The sequence below is a fragment of the Enterococcus sp. AZ163 genome, from assembly GCF_050498925.1.
GTDB classification, from domain to species: Bacteria; Bacillota; Bacilli; order Lactobacillales; family Enterococcaceae; genus Enterococcus_A; species Enterococcus_A ferrettii.
On the sequence record NZ_JBIPAO010000003.1, the window covers coordinates 536,699 to 556,441 of the forward strand.

Sequence of the window (19,743 nt, forward strand, 5' to 3'; positions counted from 1 at the left end):
CTTGATGAAAAAGTTTTTTAGAAAACTCTAAAAAGGGTCTGTATTTTCGTGTAGTTTTTTAAAAGACTTTATCATTGGTCGTTTGGCATCACGAATACATTCCAACTTCGATTCTTTTCAAAAGCAGCTAGTTCTTTTCGTGCTTGGATAGTAATGGAAGAAGGATAATCCATGATTTCTAATAAACGCAAAGCGTTTCTAGTTGTAGTCGGCCCTTCTTTAACTAAATAATCAAAGGCAATTCCTTCTTCTGAAGTAATCCTTTCTGAGAAGTGCAAGTTGCGGCATTCATTTTTCAACATCTCTGTTAGTTCGATATCATGGGTAGCAATAAAGGCCAAACTATTGTACTCCTGCAACCAATGGACAATACTGGCTGAAGCAGCGATTCGTTCCACTGTGTTGGTTCCTCGCAAAATTTCATCAATAAAACAATAGCAGCGCTCTTGGCTTGCAACTTTGTTTAACAGGCGCTTGATTGATTTTATCTCGGCAATAAAATAACTGTCACCTTCAATCACATTGTCCTCAACAGCCATGGAAGTCAGGACATGACCTGGTTCCATAATGAAACTCTCGGCCAAGGCGGTGTGAATCGTTTGAGCCAAAATACAATTGATCGCAATGCTTTTAACATAGGTTGATTTTCCAGAAGCATTTGAACCAGATATCAAGGTATTTTTTTGCCAAGTCACTGGATTTGGAACAGGATCGCCAACTAAAGGATGATAGCACTCTTCGGCGGTGAGACCGCCAGCTTTAAATTTCGGTAAACAGGTAGGACCAATTGCCATACGAAAATTCAACACTGCTAAGGCAGACTCCAAATCCCCCATCGCTTCCCATAAATGAAGTGCCTCTTTCTTATGATTCCTTAATTTGCGCTGAACAAAATGGTAAGAAATGAAGGGAATCATGAAGCACATCATTAGACTTTCCACAATCACATCTGCTTCATTAACTCCCTGCCCTTTAAAGGCGAAACCAACTCGGGTAATACTTTTTAAAGCAGTCAACGGTGCCACCAGCTGGGATTGATTGGGCAGCGGGAATTTTTGCAGCTTCTTGGCTGTATAAACAGAATTAACTAAATAGCGCATACTGGTCAGTTCACGTTCCAAGCTGTTCTTTTTAATCATCGAAAGAATAGTATTGAAACAAAGGGAACCGACTAAAAGTAACAGACCAATTGAAGGCGCTATGGCTGTCCAAAGAAGTCCTAACAACGGCAGCAGTCCAATCACTAAATAAAACCAAAAGCTGGCATTTGAGCTGTAAGTCTGCTCCTTTAGCAAATAATTTTTGATCAAATTATTGTCCAGTTTACCTAAACGGGCAAATTGATACTGGATTTTTTCTCGCAGCTCCGGTTGTTTCTCAAAAAAAGCGATCAATTCCTCTAACTCATCTTGAGCAAATTGAAAACTACGCAGCCGCTGATACAAGCTTTCTGAGCCAATGCTGGAATAAGTTAGATTAATTTGCTGAAAAATTTCCTGCATATCCAAGTCATGCCAGGTAGCATCATCAATTTCGCTGTCCCAATCCTGCAGCTGCTTGGTAATTTCCCAGGCAGTAATCAAACTTTCTTCACGATCGTTGCGGGCAAACTCGGGTATTTTTCCCCAGGCATAATGAATACGTTGTTTCAATTTGTGTTTCGACCAGAGATCGATGCAGAATAAAGCAAAAAATATAAGCAGAGCAAAACCAATAATAATTGTGATTTCCTTCATTGGGTAAGACTCCCATCTTTTATTGTTCTTTTAATAATAGAGCAACTTATCTCAATTGAAAAGTGCTGACACGGGAAACTGAAGGAAGGTTCTATACAAACTTTGGGGGATGAATTACAATGGGAGCTAGAGAAAAAAAGCTGGAGGTGCACTATGAAACCTGTTATTGGAATTATGCCATTGTATGATCGACAAAAAGAGAGTCTTTGGATGCTGCCGGGATATGTGGAATTAATTGAGGAGAATGGCGGAATTCCAGTCATTTTACCTCTGACTGATAATTTTGAAACCTTGGATTATTTTTTAGAAACTTGTCAAGGCTTCCTATTCACTGGAGGGCAAGATGTTTCTCCTGAATTATACGATGCAGAAAAATTAGTCGTTTGCGGTGAGACGCATCAAGTTCGTGACACGATGGAAATTTATTGTATGGAAAAAGCGCTAGAAGAAGACATTCCTGTATTTGGTATTTGCCGCGGAGCGCAATTGCTGAATGTAGTTGCTGGCGGAACCCTGTACCAGGATCTGCCGACGGAATATTCGTCAGAAATAGCGCATCAGATGAAGCTGCCTTATAATCGCGGCCAACACAAGGTTCAACTGCCAAAGGGAACTATGCTGGCTGATATTCTTGAGCGGGACAGCTTAATGGTCAATAGCTACCACCATCAAGGAATTAAGGATGTAGGAGAAAAGCTGACAATTACGGCAATTGCTGAGGATGGCTTAGTAGAAGGAATCTATTTGGATGAAAATCAATTTGCACTAGGTGTTCAATGGCACCCTGAATTTTTTGCAGCAGGTACTCAAGAAAATCAGCGGATGATCCAAATGTTTTTGGCGCACTGTTTTTAAACAAATGAAACGATCGGCCCAGATGTTTGGGTTTGGTCGTTTTTTTCTTTGCATCAAAAAATACGCACCGTTTTTCTGTTATAACGAGAATTATAGTATTCGACTCCATAAACCAGCTTTGTCACAAATGAGCGGAAATTTCTAGAAACATGGAAAGCACTGAATCAGTACCAATTAGCGTCGGCTCTTACTGACATTGTGATTCTTGGTAACTTATCAAAAAAAAGTCTGATTGCTCTGTGAGCATCGAATCTTGTATAAGGCACGCCCTAACCGATAGCACAAAACGGAGTTCTCCACCAAAAGTTGGAAAAAGAATGCGACCTGAGGCGGATGGAGCTGTAGGGGTTATCCTTTACACTTGGGATAGAAAAGAAAAGGTGGGAGAAATTGTGAAGGGTAATCGAAAGAACATTGTGTACTTAATGTTGGGACAAATCATTTCTGTTTTTGGAGGAGCAATTCTGCGTTTTGCTTTGTCACTATTTGTATTGGATGCAACCGGCAGGGCGGATATTTTTGCAACGATGCTGGCAGTATCCAGCATCCCGGTGCTGTTTGCACCAATCGGAGGAGCAATCGCTGACCGGTTTGACCGAAAAATGTTAATGGTATTAATGGATATTTCCAATGCTGTTTTGGCCTTATTCTTGTTCTTGGTTATCGGCATGACAGAATCTGTCTTTGCAATCGGGCTATTATTATTTATTTTATCGATTGTCGGTAGCTTTGATACACCAGTAGTGGGAGCAAGTATTCCTTTAATGGTAGAGGAGAATGAATTAGAAAAAATTAATGGCCTATCTAATGGCATCTTACAACTATCTAATGTTGTAGCACCGATTATTGGTGGTGTATTATACGGATTGGTAGGTGCACAAGTACTTGTTGGCAGCAGTATTGTCTTCTTCATAATTGCAGCCATCATTGAAAGCTTCTTGAAGATCCCTTTCCAAAAACGCGAGCAGAATGGGACACTCTTAGAAATTTTGACTGGAGATTTGAAGGCGGGATTTAAAGAAGTAAAAAATAATCCAGTGATTTCCAAGGCGATTGTGATTGCAGCCTTGATCAATTTTGGTTTAACGTCATTCTTTATTGTCGGTCTGCCAATCGTTTTACGAATGGTCTTGCAGGTAAATGAGATCATGTATGGCGTAGGGATGTCGATGTTCAGCTTAGCTAATATTATTGGCGCAGTTTTTGCAGCGGTTTTAACGAAAAATCTGCGCTTTAATAATTTCTATCTGACCTTTGCTTTTTCCGGTATTTTATTGCTGGTGATGAATGTACTGCTTAGCTTTACCGGTGCGGGCGTCGGTTTTATCGCAGTGATGGTCGTTGGTGTAGTCATTGGAATTATGATGAGTGCCATTTCGATCTACTTAATTTCTTTGGTTCAGAGAATTACGCCGAAAGAAAACCTAGGAAAAGTGATGGCGACAATTATTGCTGTTGCTCAATGTGCAGTTCCTTTAGGTCAATTGGTGATGGGCATTCTATTTAAAGGAACGACTTCATCTGTTTTCTTCCCAATTTTAATCGTGGGCAGCTTTATTCTGCTGATTTCCTTTTTATGCTTTACTTGGTTCAAGGAAACAAAAGAAAGCGACATTTATGTAGTGAAAGAAAATTAGGCTTAAAAGCATACTGGTGATTTCATCAGTATGCTTTTTATGTAGGTGGAAGACCTTTCTTGAAAAACTTTGTTGACAATTCAGTTTTGGCGTGATAACCTTTTCATTAAGTTGTTGGTGTTATTACTTCGGGTAAGCAGGCAGCAGCTAAAAATGAAAACTGAAAATGTTGGATGTTATCACAATGTGAGCAGGACCTATTTACCACACAAGTGTAGTGTATGTAAATGGGCTTTTTTTGTGGCTAGCGAGGGAATTTTATGATCATAAAACGGGTTTTAAACAACAACACGGTAATTTCTGCCAACAGCAAAGGCATTGATGTTTTGCTGATGGGGAAGGGAATTGCCTTTGGTAAGAAAAAGGGCAATGCAGTTGATATTGAGCAGGTAGAAAAAAGTTTTCTGCTGCGGGATAAGGATACGCAAAACAAGTTCACTGAGCTGTTAATCAATGTGCCGATGGAACATATTATGGTTTCGGAGAAAATTATTAATTTTGGCAAGATTAAGCTTGGCAAAAATTTGAATGAAATTATTTATGTCAATTTGACCGACCATATTCATTCAGCAATTGAGCGTTATCAAGAAGGAATTATTTTAAAAAATCCGTTGCGCTGGGATATTGCCCGTTTTTACGCCGATGAATATGCGGTGGGGGAAAAAGCACTGGAAATAATTCGCAAAGATTTGGGTGTCACCTTTGAAATTGACGAGGCAGCCTTCATTGCCACTCATTTCGTGAATGCGGAATTGGATCGCAAAGATGATGTTGCATATGAAATTGCTGAAATTACGAAAGCCATTGAGGAAATTATCAAGAATCATTACCATACTGAATTTGATGAAGATTCTTTGGATTACTATCGCTTTATCACTCATGTGAAGTTTTTTGCCCAACGTTTGTTGACGGGAGAGCACTATGATGATGAAGATGCGGAGCTTTTGGAAACGTTAAAGCGAAAATATGTGACAGAATATGATTGTGCCTTAAAAATTCGCGATTACGTTCTGCGGCAATTTGAATATGAACTAAGCTCGACTGAATTACTTTATCTGACGGCACATATTCGTCGGATTACAAAAAACTTATAAACAAATAGGATTGTTATCCAACTCTGGAGCATGACCTAAAGCTGAACGTTTATGACGGCAGCTTTGGGTCATTTTTACTTTCGGCTATTGGAAAAAGCTTCCTACACTAAAAAAGGAGTGACAAAAATGGATTATAAAACGACGGCAAAACAAATTTTTGAACAGGTAGGTGGACAGGATAATATCCGTTCGGCCACACACTGTATGACACGGTTGCGTTTGATTTTAAAAGATGAGGGCCGTGTAAACGACGAGCAGGTTAAAAAAATTCCTGGCGTAATGGGAGTAATGAAAAAGGGTGGACAGTACCAAATCATCATGGGAAATGATGTAGCTAATTATTACCGGGAGTTGAGTAAATTAGGGAATTTCTCCTCAGCATCTGAAGAGAGTTCTGAAGAGAAAGGCAATTTGTTTGAACGTTTCGTTGATGTCATTTCCAGCTGTATGTCACCGTTGATTCCAGCTATGCTAGGCGGCGGAATGATCAAGGTTTTACTTATTGTTTTACCCTTAATCAGCGTTTTGAGTGCTGATTCACAAACATTTGCAGTTTTGTCATTTTTTGGGGATGCTCCGTTTTACTTTATGCCAATCATGTTAGCTTATACAGCGGCTCAGAAGTTTAAAGTTACTCCTATGCTTGCTGTTACGATTGCCGGCATCATGCTGCATCCGAACTTTACAGCGTTAGTTGCAGAAGGAAGTCCGTTAAGTGTGTTCGGTTTACCAATTACTTTAGCCTCTTACGGTTCGTCGGTTATTCCGATTTTGATTATGGTTTGGTTGATGAAATACATTGAAGGTGCCTTCAACAAGGTCATTCCGGCAGTGATGAAGAGCTTTACTCAGCCTTTATTGGTAATTTTGGTTTCAGGCGTGATCGCTTTAGTAGTGGTTGGTCCATTAGGAACCTTCGCTGGACAAGGCTTGTCAGCAGCAATTGTTTGGGTTCAAGGAAAAGCTGGTTGGTTGGCTCTAGGCTTAATGGCTGCCTTCATGCCATTGATTGTTATGACAGGAATGCACTGGGCCTTTGCACCGATTTTCTTAATTGCTTCACCAGCAACACCAGATATTTTAATTTTACCTGCAATGTTGGCGGCAAACTTAGCTCAAGGTGCGGCTGCTTTAGCTGTTTCAGTGAAAGCCAAAGACAAAAACTTAAAGCAAGTCGCTTTAGCATCAGGAATTTCCGCTTTGTTGGCAGGAGTTACTGAGCCAGCCTTGTATGGTGTGACGCTGAAATACAAACGGCCTTTATATGCAGCGATGATTTCTGGTGCAATCTGTGGCGTATACATGGGCTTTACGGGGCTGGAATCTTATGCCTTTGCAGTTCCATCATTGGTGGCTTTACCACAATTCATTGGCGAAAATTCTGGCAACATTATCAATGCCTGTATTGTTGCTGCAGCTTCAATTATTCTAACGTTTGTACTAACCTGGATTTTTGGTATCGAAGAAGAAGTGCCAGCTGACGAAGCAATTTTAGAAGTACCAACTGGCAGCAGCGATCCCAAAAAAGTATTTGCACCAGTTAAAGGGGAAGTGATTCCTTTAGAGCAAGTGAATGATTCGGCGTTCTCGAAAAAAATGATGGGTGAAGGCATTGCAATTATTCCTTCAGATGATACGATTCGTGCTCCTTTTGATGGTACTGTCACAGCAATCTTCCCGACAAAACATGCGATTGGCTTAACCAGTGATGCGGGCTTAGAGCTATTGATCCATGTAGGGATTGATACCGTTGAATTAGCAGGCCAATATTTTGAAGCATTAGTCTCAGTCGATGATCGAATCACAGTAGGTCAGCCGTTGTTGAAAGTGGATTTTGCAGCAATAAAAAAAGCTGGCTATGATACAGTCACACCAATTGTTGTAACTAACTCCGACCATTTTATTGATGTGGTAGCCAAAGATGAAATGAAGACAGCTAATTACGACGAGGCAGTCTTGTACGTTGTGTAAAATTTGAATGAAAATAAAGGAGTAGAACATGAGTAAATTTCCTAAAGATTTTTTATGGGGCGGCGCAACAGCTGCCAATCAATGTGAAGGTGGCTACAATGAGGATGGCAAAGGCTTAACAGGGCAAGATTTAACCCGCAAAGGCTGGCGGGAGGCTCCTACAGCCGAACCGACTGAGGACAATTTGAAATTAGTAGGAATCGATTTTTATCATCGCTACAAAGAAGATATCCGTTTGTTTGCTGAAATGGGCTTCAAAGTTTTCCGGTTGTCAATTGCGTGGGCTCGCATCTTTCCTAATGGTGATGACCAGGAGCCTAATGAAGCTGGCTTGGCTTTTTATGATGAGGTATTTGATGAATGCTTAAAATATGGGATTGAACCTTTAGTTACCTTATCGCATTATGAAATGCCTTTGCACTTAACGCGAACCTATGATGGTTGGCGCAGCCGCAAGGTCATTGACTTCTTTGAACGCTATGTGCAAACAGTTTTCAAACGCTACAAAGGAAAAGTCAAATACTGGCTTACTTTCAACGAAATCAATTCAATTAGTCATGTGCCATTCTTAAGTGGTGGAATCAATACACCTAAGGAACAACTGACAAAGCAGGATATCTATCAGGCGATTCATCATGAACTGGTTGCTAGTGCTCGAGCAGTTAACGCTTGCCATACGATTGATCCAGAAGCAAAAATCGGCTGTATGATTTTGGGGGTACCTGTCTATCCATTGACTCCTGAGCCTAAGGATGTGTTAAAGTCTTTAGCAACTGAGCGGGAAAACTTTTTCTTCTCTGATGTGCAGGTTCGCGGCTATTATCCTAGCTACAGCAAACGATTATTCAAGGAAAACAATATCGAGCTGGATATTACGCAGCAGGACTTAGCAGACTTGAAGCATACGGTCGATTTTATTTCTTTTAGTTACTATATGAGTGTGTGCGAATCGGCTGATCCAACTAAAAAAGCGGGCGAAGGCAATATTATTGGCGGTATTCCCAATCCGTATTTGAAAGCCAGTGACTGGGGCTGGCAAATCGATCCAGAAGGCCTACGCTATTACTTAAATTGCTTGTATGATCGTTATCAAAAACCTGTGTTTATTGTAGAAAATGGTTTAGGTGCTGTGGACGAGTTGATTACTCTACCTGATGGCACGAGAACGGTTAACGACGATTACCGAATTAATTACATGAACGACCACTTGGTTCAAGTAGAGGAAGCCTTAGAAGACGGAGTGGAAATCATGGGATACACCTCCTGGGGGTGTATTGATCTGATTAGTTTTACAACTGCCGAAATCAAAAAACGCTATGGTATGATCTATGTTGACCGTAATCAGGATGGATCAGGGTCGTTGGAACGCTATAAGAAAAAAAGCTTTCACTGGTACAAAGAAGTCATTGAATCAAATGGCGCAAGTTTAGTGCGCTAAAGCTGAAATCTGCTGTTTTCTTCGGAGAATAGCAGATTTTTAATTTAAAAGGCTTTGCATTTGGCTAAGATACATGTACACTTTGAGTGAATAATCTATGACAGATAGCGAGGACTTAATAATGGTAAATAAAAAGATCACCATCAAAGATGTAGCAAGGCAAGCAGGGGTTTCGATTGCCACCGTTTCACAAATTTTAAATGGCAACGCTGAGAAGTTCACCAGAAAAACGGTGGACAAAGTAATTGAAGCAAAAACTGCCCTCAACTATGAACCTGATTATTTTGCCCGGCGGATGATTGTGAAAAAAAGCAAGACCATCGGAGTGCTCGTACCAGATATTACCAATCCCTTTTTCGGTCAGTTGCTGCGTGGGGTGGAGAAGGTACTGTATCGGGAAAATTTTATCGCAATGTTTTGTAACGCTGATTTGGATGAAGACAAGGAAAGCGATTATTTGGAAGAGTTAAGTCGGCGAGGAGTAGATGGGTTTATTATCGCAAGTTCCGCTATTTCCAATCAAGTGATCATGGAAACTTTACGCAAAAAAGATTTACCTTTTATTGTATTGGATCAGAAAAAGGCTGACGGTTTTAGTGATGCGGTATTAACGGATGATTTTCAAGGTGGTAAGCTGGCTGCCCAGCATTTAGCTGAGTTAGGCCATCAAGAGGTAGCAGTAGTAATGCCGAAAGAAGCTCCTGACAATATTCAGAAACGTTTAGCTGGTTTTCGTGAAGTTTTTCCCGCTGCTAAAGTGATCAACAGTGTGCTTTCTAAAATTGGCGGTCGAGCTGCTGCAGCACAGATTCTTGTGGAAGATGTTACCGGTATTTTTGCGATAAATGATGAGATTGCCTTTGGCCTGTATTTAGGTTTAGATGAGGCAGGTAAGCACATTCCTGATGATTACAGCATTGTGGGGTATGATAATATCGACATGTGTGAATATGTAACTCCTCAGCTGACTACGGTTGCCCAACCAGTTTTTGAGTTGGGGCAAACAACAGCAGAGCTTTTACTAGAACGAATTAAACAACCAGAAAAAGAATGGGAAGAAAAAATGTTGACGGTCCATTTAGTCGAAAGACAATCCACCAAAGATGTAAAACAGCACACTTGAAATTGCTTTCAAGATGTGCTATATTTTTGCCATAGATATTTAAAACGTTTTAGTAAAACGTTTTTAAAAAGATGAAACGTACCTGTAAAAAAGGAATGGAGTGAATGAAATGAATACGATTACAATTATTGGCAGTATTAACTTGGACCGAACGATTCGTGTAAAGAAAATGCCGAAACCAGGGGAAACAATGCACACTAAAGAAATTTTTTCAGCCGGTGGCGGGAAAGGTGCCAATCAGGCGGTAGCAGCCAGACGTTCCGAAGCAAAAACCAACTTTATTGGTGCTGTCGGGAATGATGAAGCTGGTCAAATGATGACGGATCTTTTAAGCCAAGAAGAAATTGATTTGACTGCAGTAGCAACTCTGGACAACCAAGCAACTGGTCAAGCATACATTATCGTTGATGATCAAGGGGAGAACAGTATTATGATTCATGCTGGTGCTAATAATGTTTTTACCCCAGACCATGTAAAGAAACATATGGAAATTATTCAAAAAAGTGATTTTCTAATTACTCAGTTTGAAAGTGCTATGGACAGTACGATTACTGCCTTTACTATTGCTCGCGAGGCTGGGGTAAAAACGATTTTGAATCCGGCACCAGCTTTGGAGGAAGTTCCCAAAGAATTACTAGAAGTTACCGATATGATTATTCCAAATGAAACAGAAACCGAGATTTTGACTGGAATTGCCATTACAGATGAAGCCAGCATGAAGCAAGCTGCTGAGCATTTACATCAGTTAGGAATTGAGGCAGTAATTATTACTATTGGCAGCAAAGGAGCCTTCTATGATGTTGATGGGCGCAGCGGGATTGTGCCAGCCTTCAAAGTTAAGGCAGTTGATACAACTGCTGCCGGTGATACGTTCATTGGTGCAATGAGCAGTATTTTAACTAAAAATTTCAGTAATTTAGAAGAAGCAATCAAGTATGGAAACAAGGCATCATCTTTAACTGTGCAGCGCTTTGGCGCTCAACCATCAATACCATACAAGAACGAATTGAATTAATGAAAGGAAGTTTTATTGATGAAAAAAACTAAAGTTATCAACTCCGATATTTCGCGAGTAATCGCTCAAATGGGCCACTTTGATAAATTAAGCATAGGAGATGCTGGCATGCCAGTTCCTCCTATGACTGAAAAAATTGATTTGTCCATCGACAATGGTATCCCCAGCTTTATGCAAGTATTGAACAATGTGCTGGAAGAATTAGAAGTGCAACGGATCTATTTAGCCGAAGAAATTAAAACAGAAAATCCAGCCATGCTGGAGGCGATTCAAAAGCGTTTACCGGATATACCAGTAACTTTCATTCCTCATACCGAAATGAAGCAGGAATTAAACAATGTTCATGCGTTTATACGTACGGGTGAAATGACTCCCTATGCCAATATCTTACTGGAAAGCGGCGTTGTTTTTTAGAGAAGAATCTTATGAAAATGAGACGATTGTTCGGCTTCGCAAATAGTGTTGATAATCAGCAGGTAAGGTTTGCGAAGCTTTATTATTTTTAAGGAGGAATTATTATGAATGCTACGGCATTATTAATCGGCCTAGGGCCATTGCTTGGTTGGGGGCTTTATCCCACTATTGCATCTAAAATCGGGGGACGTCCCGTTAATCAAATATTAGGCTCTACCATTGGTACGCTAATTTTCGCTTTTGTTTTTGCACTCGTTAACGGCTTGAGTTTTCCAACAGGTATGGATTTAGTCTTTTCTATTTTATCTGGTGTTGGCTGGGCGATCGCCCAAATTATCACCTTTAAATCCTTTACTCTAATCGGTTCCTCAAGGGCAATGCCGATCACAACAGCCTTTCAGCTGTTAGGTGCATCACTTTGGGGTGTGTTGGCACTGGGCAATTGGCCGGGAACAACCGCTAAGTTATTAGGTGGATTGGCGTTGATCCTAATCATTATTGGTGCTTGGATGACGGTATGGACGGAAGAAAAAACCAAAGAAAACAGTAGTCTCTTGAAGTCAGCAGTTATCTTGTTGGCGGTCGGTGAAATTGGTTATTGGGCTTATTCCGCTGCACCACAAGCAACTAGTATAGACGGCATGCACGCTTTCTTACCACAAGCAATTGGGATGGTGATCGTAGCGGTGGTTTACTCAGCAATTCTGACATCGAAGGATTCTGAGCCTTCTGCTTTTAAAGAAGCTGTTTCTTATAAACATATTTTCTCAGGCTTCTTCTTTGCTTTTGCTGCGTTGACGTATTTGATTTCTGCCCAACCAAATATGAATGGGTTAGCAACCGGCTTTATTTTGTCACAGACTTCAGTAGTTTTGGCAACCTTAACTGGCATCTGGTTCTTAGGACAAAAGAAAACAAAAAAAGAAATGACTGTTACTATTATCGGCTTGATTCTTATCTTGGCCGCGGCTGCCATGACTGTAATGCTTTAGACTAAAAAAAGTCGCTCTTGGCGGCTTTTTTTGGTACCCTTAGAAAAAAAGGGAGGTGCTGTTTTTGCCGCAAAAAAAAATAAGCTTTCTAGTTATTGTTTTAGGAATCGTATGTATGTTTGCTATTTGGACAATATCTGATCGCTCCAAATCGAACGAAAATGAACGTTTTCTGTCGTACTTTGCTGGTCGGTGGGAAACAGAAGATCAGCAGATGAGCTTAATATTTCAAGAAAATGCGGGAGAGATTCAGCTTATTTCTCAGAACATAGACGAGCAAGAACCGGCGAATCCACAGATAATGGTAGTGGATGAGTATGAAGCGAGCCGTGAACGCTGGATCCTTCGTCTCAAGGAGGATAAAACTTTTTGCTATAGCATTATACAAACTGACGAGAAAGAGATAACTGCTCAATCTTTTATCAACAAACCTGGTGTGGAAGGAACTGCTAAGCCCTTTAATTACAGATGGACTTCAACTGAGTAAGCATTTGATTTATCTTCGAGAAACAAAAAAATTGAAAAAAACAACAAGTTTTATTTGTATTTTACTCCATTTTATATTATCATCAATCCAACATCATATTTCGTGTAGAAGAGAAGAGTAATCGTAACGTGAACATTGGCAGAGACTCCGGTTGGTGAAAAAGGAGAATGGGAAGTTAAGGTGAAGATGAACTCGGAGCATTTAAGCTGTTCACGCAGTTTAAACGGTCGCAACCGTTATTTTGCCGCGTATCTATTTAGTCAAGGCTAAGTATGTACGGGTGAGGTATTAGAGAACTAATACGAATAAGGGTGGTACCGCGAAAGCATTCGTCCCTTGGGCTGTTAAGCATTTAACAGGTCAAGGGATGAATGCTTTTTTTGCATTTCATTGATAAAAAGGAGGAAAATAAGAATGAAAAAAATAGTCGGATTTTTAGCTTTAACGGGACTTTTATTATTAGCTGGTTGCAGTAACAAAGCGACGGGCAGTGATACAGATACATTAAAGGTCGGAGCTTCTCCAACACCTCATGCTGAAATTTTAGAGCATATCAAGCCGCTGCTGAAAAAAGAAGGGGTTAATTTGGAGATTGTGAAGTTTGATGATTACATTCTACCTAACAAATCATTGGCGGAAGGAGAAATTGATGCCAACTACTTCTCGACAGTTCCCTACTTCAATTTACAGAAAGCCGAAAATAATTACGATTTTGCTAATGTGGCCGGTATTCATTTAGAACCGATGGGCATTTATTCCCACGATATAAAAAATGTAGCCGATATTCCAGAAGGTGCGACAGTGATTGTGTCCAATGTAGCCTCAGAATGGGGAAGAGTACTACGAATTTTTGAAGAGAATGGTTTGATTAAGGTTAAGGAAGGTGTTGCAATTGATAAGGCAACCTTTGATGATATTACCGATAATCCAAAAAAATTAGTCTTTAAGCATGATGTAGAGCCTACCCTATTGGCGACAGCTTATGAAAACAAAGAGGGCGATTTAGTTGCAATCAATTCTAACTTTGCTTATGAAAAAGGGTTGAATCCGGTGAAGGACTCCTTAATGTTAGAAGACCAAGACTCACCCTATGTAAATATTATTGCTACTAGAACCGAAGACAAAGACGATCCCCGAGTGAAAAAGCTGGTGGCAGCTTTGCAAGACAAAGAAGTACAAGCTTGGATCGAAGAAAAGTGGGGCGGCTCGGTAATTCCGGTTAGCAAATAAATGATACACAAATTGAAAAAAACGAAGTGGAGGAATGAATAATGGAACGTGCGATTTTTGCTGGAGGGTGTTTTTGGTGCATGATTAAACCTTTTGATGCTTTGCCAGGCATTCATTCAGTATTTTCTGGCTATACAGGAGGACATTTAGAAAACCCTACTTATCAACAAGTAAAAAGTCATCAAACCGGACATACCGAGGCAGTAGAGATTATTTTTGATCCTGAACAAATCTCGTATGAAGAGTTAGTCGAGCTTTATTGGCAGCAAACCGATCCCACAGATGCTTTTGGTCAATTCGAAGATCGCGGCGACAACTATCGTCCTGTGATTTTCTACTTTAATGAAGAACAAAAACAGATTGCTGAAAAAAGTAAGCAAGCTTTATCTGATAGCGGTAAATTTAGAGAACCAATTGTTACTAGTATCGAACCAGCAGCTGCTTTTTACTTAGCAGAAGAAGAACATCAGGAGTATTACAAGAAGCATCCCGAAAATTATGCACGCAATGCGCAACGTAGAAAAACGTTCATTGAAAATGTTTGGGTGGAAAGATAGAAATTTGCTCACAGCTCTTGAATCCCTCGACTTGTTTCGGTAAGATTAGCAGAAAAAAGGGGGAATCGGGTGTGGCAATACAAATAAAAGTAATCAACGATTTAGAAGTAAAAAAATTACAGAAACTGAGTCTTCAAACGTTTAATGATACTTTCAGTGCACAAAATACACCAGAGAATATGGAAGCTTACGTCTCTGAGGCTTTTCAATTAACGAAATTAGCAGCAGAGCTGCAACGACCAGATTCCACTTTCTTTTTCATTTACACAGAGGATCAGCTGGCGGGCTACTTAAAAGTAAATATCGATCAAGCTCAAACAGAAGACATTGCCGAGAATGCCTTAGAGATTGAACGAATCTATGTTGATAAAGCCTTTAAAGGTCAAGGATTAGGAAAAAGACTCATCGCAAAAGCTATCACCATTGCACAAGAAAAGAACAAGTCATCTGTTTGGTTAGGGGTTTGGGAGAAAAATGAACCAGCTCTAGGCTTTTATAAAAAGTTGGGCTTTCAACAAGTAACCTCACATTCCTTTTGGATGGGTGATGACGAACAAACGGATCTAATCATGGTAAAAACTCTGAAATAGAGAAAGGAAGAGAAAATGGACATTCGCTTAGCAAATCCAGCTGATGCGCCAGCTTTGTTGGCTATTTATGCGCCTTATGTAACGGATACAGCGATAACTTTTGAATATGAGGTTCCCAGTGTGAAGGAGTTTACTCAACGTATCACCTCTACCTTAAAAGATTACCCTTATCTAGTGGCTGAAAACGATCAAGGTGAAATCCTAGGTTATGCGTATGCTCATGCATATAAAGAACGGGATGCTTACAATTGGAGTGTGGAAGTGACTGTTTATTTGTCAGAGAAGGCCAAAGGACAAGGAATTGGCAAACAATTGTATCAAGCGTTAGAAACAGAACTGAGCAAGCAAAATATCTTGATACTGACTGCTTGCATTACTGGCGGCAATACCCACAGCATTCAATTTCATGAAAAATTAGGCTATCAGCAAGTAGGTGTGTTTAAAAAAATTGGTTACAAGTTTGAGCGCTGGCATGACGTCTACTGGCTGCAAAAAACGATTGGTCAGCCAGCAATTCCTATGAAAAAAATGATTCCTTATCGAAAAACTAACATTTAGTTTGTTTTTTGTTGTATACTAAATGGATTGTAACAATCTCGGAGGAATTTATGAAAAATAACAAAGTGAGACTTTTTTTTCTTGTACTCATTGCCGCCACTCTCTTTAGAATTATCTTAGCGTACCTCATTCCTGTAAAGGTATATATGCAAGCAGAATATGACGACGCATTATCAATTAATCAGGCGCTGTTCATTTTAGACGGTAAATGGTTAGGGCCTTATGACATCGAAACCTTGTCAAAAGGCTTTTCCTATACCTTCTTTTTGTTGGTCAATCATTTTAGCCGAATTCCGTATCCAATTTTTCTAGTGTTGTTTAATATTTTAGCGAGTGCCGGAATAATTATAGCGCTTAAGCCCCTTATCAAGAAGAAAACTATTCTGGGTATCAGTTATTTATTTTTGATCTATTCACCGATTACCTTGTCTTCGGATTTTTCTTTGCGAATTTATCGCAATAGTTTAGTTTTCGGAACGGTTTTGCTATTATTGGCGGGAATTATCGGTATGTATCTAAGAAGAAGGGCTCCAATGAAAAATCAACTGCCGTGGCTGCTGCTGCAAGTCATGGTTCTGCCTTTTTTCTGGTATTTGCGTGAAGATTCAATTTGGATTGTTCCGCTTTATGCAACGGTTATCCTTATGCTGCTTTTCGATCGACTGCATTATTTAAGAAAAGCAAACAAACCTATGATTGTCGGTTTATTAACGCGAACATTATTATTGGCAATGCCGCTGTTTTCTTTGCTGCTGGTTACTCTAGGAATTTCACAGATAAATTTTAAGCATTATCAAATTTTTACTGTGAATGATCGAACCAAAACTTCTTTTGCTGAGATAACCAAGTATTTGATTCAAATTGATAACAGCAAATGGGACAGTCCTGAAATTGTGAACAATGAGGCTGTTTGGGTATCCAAAAATACGTTTGAGAAGGCCATGGAAGCTTCTCCAACCTTAGCCGAATATCATGATGAGATTCACTGGATGCAGGAAGAATCTTTTTGGCCGGATACTTGGCCGTTGGAAATTGACGAAGTTCCCGGCGATATGACTATTTGGGGACTGAGAGATGCATTTAAGCGAGGCGGCTTGTACAAATCAGGTGCCGAAAATGAACGGGTCTTTAAAAAAATTTCCCAAGAATTACGGACTGCTTTTGATGAAGGAAAGTTCGAAAAAAAGAAAACCATCTTTATTTCGAAACAAAGCAATGGGAAACGTGCAGCAGATATTCCTAAGGTGTTGACCTACGCAGTAGCTGGAATCCGTGAAACTGCTATTTATACAAGTTATAACACTAGCTATGGAGGATCCATTTTCATCCCTGGCTCACCAGCTATTGATATTCTGGACCTGCTAAATGTTCAGCCGTTAGCAATGGCTTCTGTGCAAACCAGCTTTGAATACGAAAGAACCAAATCCTATGTTTTAGTTGGCAATGCTATTATCAAAGTCTACAAAATACTATCACTATTTTTAGTAGTAGTATCACTGATCATCTATCTATTTTCAATCAAGTCATTTATCAAAACAACTAATAAAGGTGAACGGAGTCGGTTGTTTCCATTTTTACTTATCATTACTGGTTTAGGCCTAACTTATTTGTTGTATCTTTTCGGAGTATCCTGGTTTGCAACCTGGGCACCTGGCGGAAAAGGAATTTTTATGTCTTTTTATACTGGTGCAGGTGTTCCTTTAATGCAGCTGATCGAAATATTGTGTATAACTCTATTGATCCAAAACTGGCAAGAGGGTAAAAACAAGCAATTAAATAAGAAAAACGTCAATCAATAGCCATCAGGCAAATGATTGACGTTTTTTTAGCGCAGCATCTGCCACAAAGGATTTAAGAAAGTTACAGCATAAAACAGAGCAAAGAATAATCCGTACAACAGGGTGAACAAAAAGGCATCCCGGCGATGCTCTTTCTCACGAAAGTGTTTCAACAACTTTTGAAGAAACTGGATTGGATGAAACAAATCCCAAGTATAAAAGCGAATATAACGACCTAAATAAATGCCAAAGCTTAGTACAGGGAAAACCAGCCAGGTCAATAACCAGAATAGAGGAGTATTAATACTGGTAATGTTAACAGGATCGAGATAAATAATAAAAGTGAATTGCAGCAAAACAATATTTAAAGCCGTATTCAATACACCAGAAATAGCCAAGCTCAGCACAGCAATAATGTCGTACCAAATCGGCACCTCGATTTTATCCATTTCACGATGGGTTAGGTTTAATTCTGTGACTAAATATCCAGCATTAGGCAGGAAAATCAACCAAATAATTAAGCCAATAATTAAGATGAAGCTACTAATTATTCCTAGCAATTCAAACGAAGTCACAGCTGATAACCAGCCAAAAAATAATTGCAGTGCTAAAGTTCCCAGTAAAATGAACAAAGGAATCACAGATAGCTTAAAATTGTAAATCATTGGTTTGAACAGTTTTGTTTGGAAAATTTTCGGCCGAATGACAATCAGCAGTAAAGCAAATAAGTTAAAGATAATGGTGATAAAGAGCATAAGCGTCATAAAGATCATCCTCCTATTGTCAGAATAACTTAGAAAGACGAGCTGGGGCAAGTTCAATGCTTAAGCATTGAGTTGTATCAGCAGCACAATTAGGCTCAGAATACCCAATGCTGTAATAGCAGCAAATAAATATTTTTCTTTGTTCTTCTGAAATAAAGGCCGTTGATAAGTATGGCTGTTCCACAACCAAAAGCTGAAGCCCAAAGCATAAATCCCGACACAATAGAGCAAGTTCATGAAGCCGGATGAGTAAAGCATGTAGACTCCGTAAAGTATAGCACCAAGAGCCAGAAGTCGATGATTATGAACTTTTTTGTTGTTAGAAAGTCGCCATAAAAAGCCTGCCGATAAAACATAAGGAATTAAAACCATCGTAGTGGCTGTATCAGTGACCGCCTGGAAGGCATCCAGGGCTAGACGCGAGAAAATGAAGACAACCTGCATAATCAAGCCGTTTAGGATCAGAGCATTGACGGGTGCCTGGTGTCGATTCTCCTTACCTAAAAAGGCTGGAAACATCTGGTCGTTAGCGGCATCATAAGAAATTTCAGCCGCTAGGATGGTCCAGGAAATCCAAGCACCTAGTACAGAGATAATCACGCCGACATCGATCATGCGAGCTCCCCAAGGTCCAACAGCAGCATTTAGCACACCGCTTAGAGAAGGATTAGGAAGCTGCATTAATGTTTCCTGAGATAAAATGCCAAAGCTCAGCATTACAATTAACACATAAATGGCCAAGGTGGTTCCGTACCCAATCAAAGTAGCTCTACCTACATCTTTTGCTCGTTTAGCTCGACCAGAAAGGACAACAGCCCCTTCAATTCCCACGAAAACCCACATAGTTTGCAGCATAGCATGTTTTACTTGAGTAGAAAGACTACCCAAACCACCACTGTTCGTTTGAATATTTTTAGCAAACAAATCCACCGAAAAGGTTGAATAGCGGAAATGAGCGATCAAAATAAAAATTCCGATAAAAATCGGCACCACTTTTGCAAAGGTCGCTAGGACATTTAAGACATTAGCAGCTCGAATCCCGCGAGAGACCAGAAGGACAACTAGCCAAATCATCAAACTCCCCAAATAGAATCCCATGGTTCCTTTAGCTCCACCGATCTGTGGGAAAAATTTGCTTAAGGCATCCAAAAAAAGAATGACAAAGGAAACATTTCCAATAATATTGCTCAGCCAGTATCCCCAGGCTGAATTAAAGCCGACATATGATCCAAACCCATCTATTCTTTACCTAGACCAATCGAAAATGTTAAGGTGTGAGGGAGAGAAATGAGGAGGCAAAATAGTGTATGAAGAGAGAAAAGAATGGTCCTAGGAACCAGGTGAAATCAAGTGATGTTTTACTGGAAATGCTAGCGTTATTCATTCTGATTTCGTTAACGATTTATGCCGTAAAAACTGGAAAGTTATTTTGAAGGAGGCATCTGAAAAGGTGCGTTCTTCTTTTTTTATTAATAGACCAATTCAAATAACCACTATAGCGTGC

The 19,743-nt window shown here is 39.8% G+C and carries 19 protein-coding genes and 1 other annotated feature; of the genes, 16 read left to right on the plus strand and 3 right to left on the minus strand.

The window, feature by feature from the left end:
- Positions 1-71: 71 nt before the first annotated feature.
- A complete protein-coding gene (locus tag IGI46_RS24190; RefSeq protein ID WP_429974448.1) occupies positions 72-1,736 on the minus strand; it encodes a MutS-related protein in 1,665 nt (554 codons plus the stop codon).
- A gap of 153 nt (positions 1,737-1,889) precedes the next feature.
- Between IGI46_RS24190 and IGI46_RS24195 the strand changes: the two genes are divergently transcribed.
- The 15 genes from IGI46_RS24195 (at position 1,890) to IGI46_RS24265 (ending at position 17,496) form a co-directional block, all read left to right on the plus strand.
- Positions 1,890-2,591 (plus strand): gamma-glutamyl-gamma-aminobutyrate hydrolase family protein, encoded by a 702-nt coding sequence (locus IGI46_RS24195; RefSeq protein WP_429974449.1) that lies wholly within the window; start codon positions 1,890-1,892, stop codon positions 2,589-2,591.
- 392 nt (positions 2,592-2,983) lie between these two features.
- On the plus strand, positions 2,984-4,228 hold the full coding sequence (locus IGI46_RS24200; protein WP_429965346.1) for an MFS transporter: 1,245 nt from the start codon (positions 2,984-2,986) through the stop codon (positions 4,226-4,228).
- A gap of 260 nt (positions 4,229-4,488) precedes the next feature.
- Positions 4,489-5,322 carry a BglG family transcription antiterminator LicT gene (licT, locus tag IGI46_RS24205; RefSeq protein ID WP_429965345.1) on the plus strand — a complete coding sequence of 278 codons (834 nt, stop codon included), beginning with the start codon at positions 4,489-4,491 and terminating at the stop codon, positions 5,320-5,322.
- A 126-nt stretch (positions 5,323-5,448) separates the two neighbouring features.
- Positions 5,449-7,293 carry a beta-glucoside-specific PTS transporter subunit IIABC gene (locus tag IGI46_RS24210; protein ID WP_429965344.1) on the plus strand — a complete coding sequence of 615 codons (1,845 nt, stop codon included), beginning with the start codon at positions 5,449-5,451 and terminating at the stop codon, positions 7,291-7,293.
- Between the two features lie 28 nt (positions 7,294-7,321).
- Entirely contained in the window at positions 7,322-8,731 is a 1,410-nt protein-coding gene (locus IGI46_RS24215) for a glycoside hydrolase family 1 protein (RefSeq protein ID WP_429965343.1), read from the plus strand.
- A 121-nt stretch (positions 8,732-8,852) separates the two neighbouring features.
- The gene (gene rbsR / locus IGI46_RS24220) at positions 8,853-9,854 is read left to right on the plus strand and encodes a ribose utilization transcriptional repressor RbsR (protein WP_207703831.1); all 1,002 of its coding nucleotides are present in this window, start codon (positions 8,853-8,855) and stop codon (positions 9,852-9,854) included.
- A gap of 109 nt (positions 9,855-9,963) precedes the next feature.
- A complete protein-coding gene (gene rbsK, locus IGI46_RS24225) occupies positions 9,964-10,869 on the plus strand; it encodes a ribokinase (protein ID WP_429965342.1) in 906 nt (301 codons plus the stop codon).
- A gap of 18 nt (positions 10,870-10,887) precedes the next feature.
- Positions 10,888-11,283, plus strand: coding sequence for a D-ribose pyranase (gene rbsD, locus IGI46_RS24230; protein WP_429965341.1), 396 nt, complete (start codon positions 10,888-10,890; stop codon positions 11,281-11,283).
- 104 nt (positions 11,284-11,387) lie between these two features.
- Positions 11,388-12,275, plus strand: coding sequence for a ribose/proton symporter RbsU (rbsU, locus tag IGI46_RS24235; protein ID WP_207703828.1), 888 nt, complete (start codon positions 11,388-11,390; stop codon positions 12,273-12,275).
- Between the two features lie 64 nt (positions 12,276-12,339).
- The gene (locus tag IGI46_RS24240) at positions 12,340-12,762 is read left to right on the plus strand and encodes a hypothetical protein (RefSeq protein WP_429965340.1); all 423 of its coding nucleotides are present in this window, start codon (positions 12,340-12,342) and stop codon (positions 12,760-12,762) included.
- Between the two features lie 96 nt (positions 12,763-12,858).
- Positions 12,859-13,102, plus strand: a binding site (T-box leader).
- A gap of 74 nt (positions 13,103-13,176) precedes the next feature.
- Positions 13,177-13,992, plus strand: a complete 816-nt coding sequence (locus tag IGI46_RS24245) for a MetQ/NlpA family ABC transporter substrate-binding protein (RefSeq protein ID WP_207703826.1) — start codon at positions 13,177-13,179, stop codon at positions 13,990-13,992.
- Positions 13,993-14,033: 41 nt separating this feature from the next.
- Positions 14,034-14,549: a peptide-methionine (S)-S-oxide reductase MsrA gene (gene msrA, locus IGI46_RS24250; protein WP_207703825.1), complete on the plus strand. Its 516-nt coding sequence runs from the start codon at positions 14,034-14,036 to the stop codon at positions 14,547-14,549.
- Between the two features lie 71 nt (positions 14,550-14,620).
- Positions 14,621-15,139 (plus strand): GNAT family N-acetyltransferase, encoded by a 519-nt coding sequence (locus IGI46_RS24255; protein WP_207703824.1) that lies wholly within the window; start codon positions 14,621-14,623, stop codon positions 15,137-15,139.
- 15 nt (positions 15,140-15,154) lie between these two features.
- Positions 15,155-15,697 carry an N-acetyltransferase family protein gene (locus IGI46_RS24260; protein ID WP_429965338.1) on the plus strand — a complete coding sequence of 181 codons (543 nt, stop codon included), beginning with the start codon at positions 15,155-15,157 and terminating at the stop codon, positions 15,695-15,697.
- Positions 15,698-15,747: 50 nt separating this feature from the next.
- On the plus strand, positions 15,748-17,496 hold the full coding sequence (locus tag IGI46_RS24265) for a hypothetical protein (RefSeq protein ID WP_429965337.1): 1,749 nt from the start codon (positions 15,748-15,750) through the stop codon (positions 17,494-17,496).
- Between the two features lie 26 nt (positions 17,497-17,522).
- Here the strand turns inward: IGI46_RS24265 and IGI46_RS24270 are convergent, their stop codons facing one another.
- Together IGI46_RS24270 and IGI46_RS24275 are read right to left on the minus strand one after the other, a co-directional pair.
- Positions 17,523-18,239 (minus strand): DUF1361 domain-containing protein, encoded by a 717-nt coding sequence (locus tag IGI46_RS24270; RefSeq protein ID WP_429965336.1) that lies wholly within the window; start codon positions 18,237-18,239, stop codon positions 17,523-17,525.
- A gap of 60 nt (positions 18,240-18,299) precedes the next feature.
- On the minus strand, positions 18,300-19,481 hold the full coding sequence (locus IGI46_RS24275; RefSeq protein WP_429966072.1) for an amino acid permease: 1,182 nt from the start codon (positions 19,479-19,481) through the stop codon (positions 18,300-18,302).
- Between the two features lie 65 nt (positions 19,482-19,546).
- Here IGI46_RS24275 and IGI46_RS24280 point away from each other — a divergent pair, with 65 nt between their 5' ends.
- On the plus strand, positions 19,547-19,672 hold the full coding sequence (locus tag IGI46_RS24280; protein WP_429965335.1) for a hypothetical protein: 126 nt from the start codon (positions 19,547-19,549) through the stop codon (positions 19,670-19,672).
- Positions 19,673-19,743 lie beyond the last annotated feature (71 nt).

Coding starts and splice junctions, on each gene's coding strand:
- IGI46_RS24190 (WP_429974448.1), bottom strand. CDS start 1,736: ATGAAGGAAATCACAATTATTATTGGTTTTGCTCTGCTTATATTTTTT.
- IGI46_RS24195 (WP_429974449.1), top strand. CDS start 1,890: ATGAAACCTGTTATTGGAATTATGCCATTGTATGATCGACAAAAAGAG.
- licT (WP_429965345.1), top strand. CDS start 4,489: ATGATCATAAAACGGGTTTTAAACAACAACACGGTAATTTCTGCCAAC.
- IGI46_RS24210 (WP_429965344.1), top strand. CDS start 5,449: ATGGATTATAAAACGACGGCAAAACAAATTTTTGAACAGGTAGGTGGA.
- IGI46_RS24215 (WP_429965343.1), top strand. CDS start 7,322: ATGAGTAAATTTCCTAAAGATTTTTTATGGGGCGGCGCAACAGCTGCC.
- rbsR (WP_207703831.1), top strand. CDS start 8,853: ATGGTAAATAAAAAGATCACCATCAAAGATGTAGCAAGGCAAGCAGGG.
- rbsK (WP_429965342.1), top strand. CDS start 9,964: ATGAATACGATTACAATTATTGGCAGTATTAACTTGGACCGAACGATT.
- rbsD (WP_429965341.1), top strand. CDS start 10,888: ATGAAAAAAACTAAAGTTATCAACTCCGATATTTCGCGAGTAATCGCT.
- rbsU (WP_207703828.1), top strand. CDS start 11,388: ATGAATGCTACGGCATTATTAATCGGCCTAGGGCCATTGCTTGGTTGG.
- IGI46_RS24245 (WP_207703826.1), top strand. CDS start 13,177: ATGAAAAAAATAGTCGGATTTTTAGCTTTAACGGGACTTTTATTATTA.
- msrA (WP_207703825.1), top strand. CDS start 14,034: ATGGAACGTGCGATTTTTGCTGGAGGGTGTTTTTGGTGCATGATTAAA.
- IGI46_RS24260 (WP_429965338.1), top strand. CDS start 15,155: ATGGACATTCGCTTAGCAAATCCAGCTGATGCGCCAGCTTTGTTGGCT.
- IGI46_RS24265 (WP_429965337.1), top strand. CDS start 15,748: ATGAAAAATAACAAAGTGAGACTTTTTTTTCTTGTACTCATTGCCGCC.
- IGI46_RS24270 (WP_429965336.1), bottom strand. CDS start 18,239: ATGACGCTTATGCTCTTTATCACCATTATCTTTAACTTATTTGCTTTA.
- IGI46_RS24280 (WP_429965335.1), top strand. CDS start 19,547: ATGAAGAGAGAAAAGAATGGTCCTAGGAACCAGGTGAAATCAAGTGAT.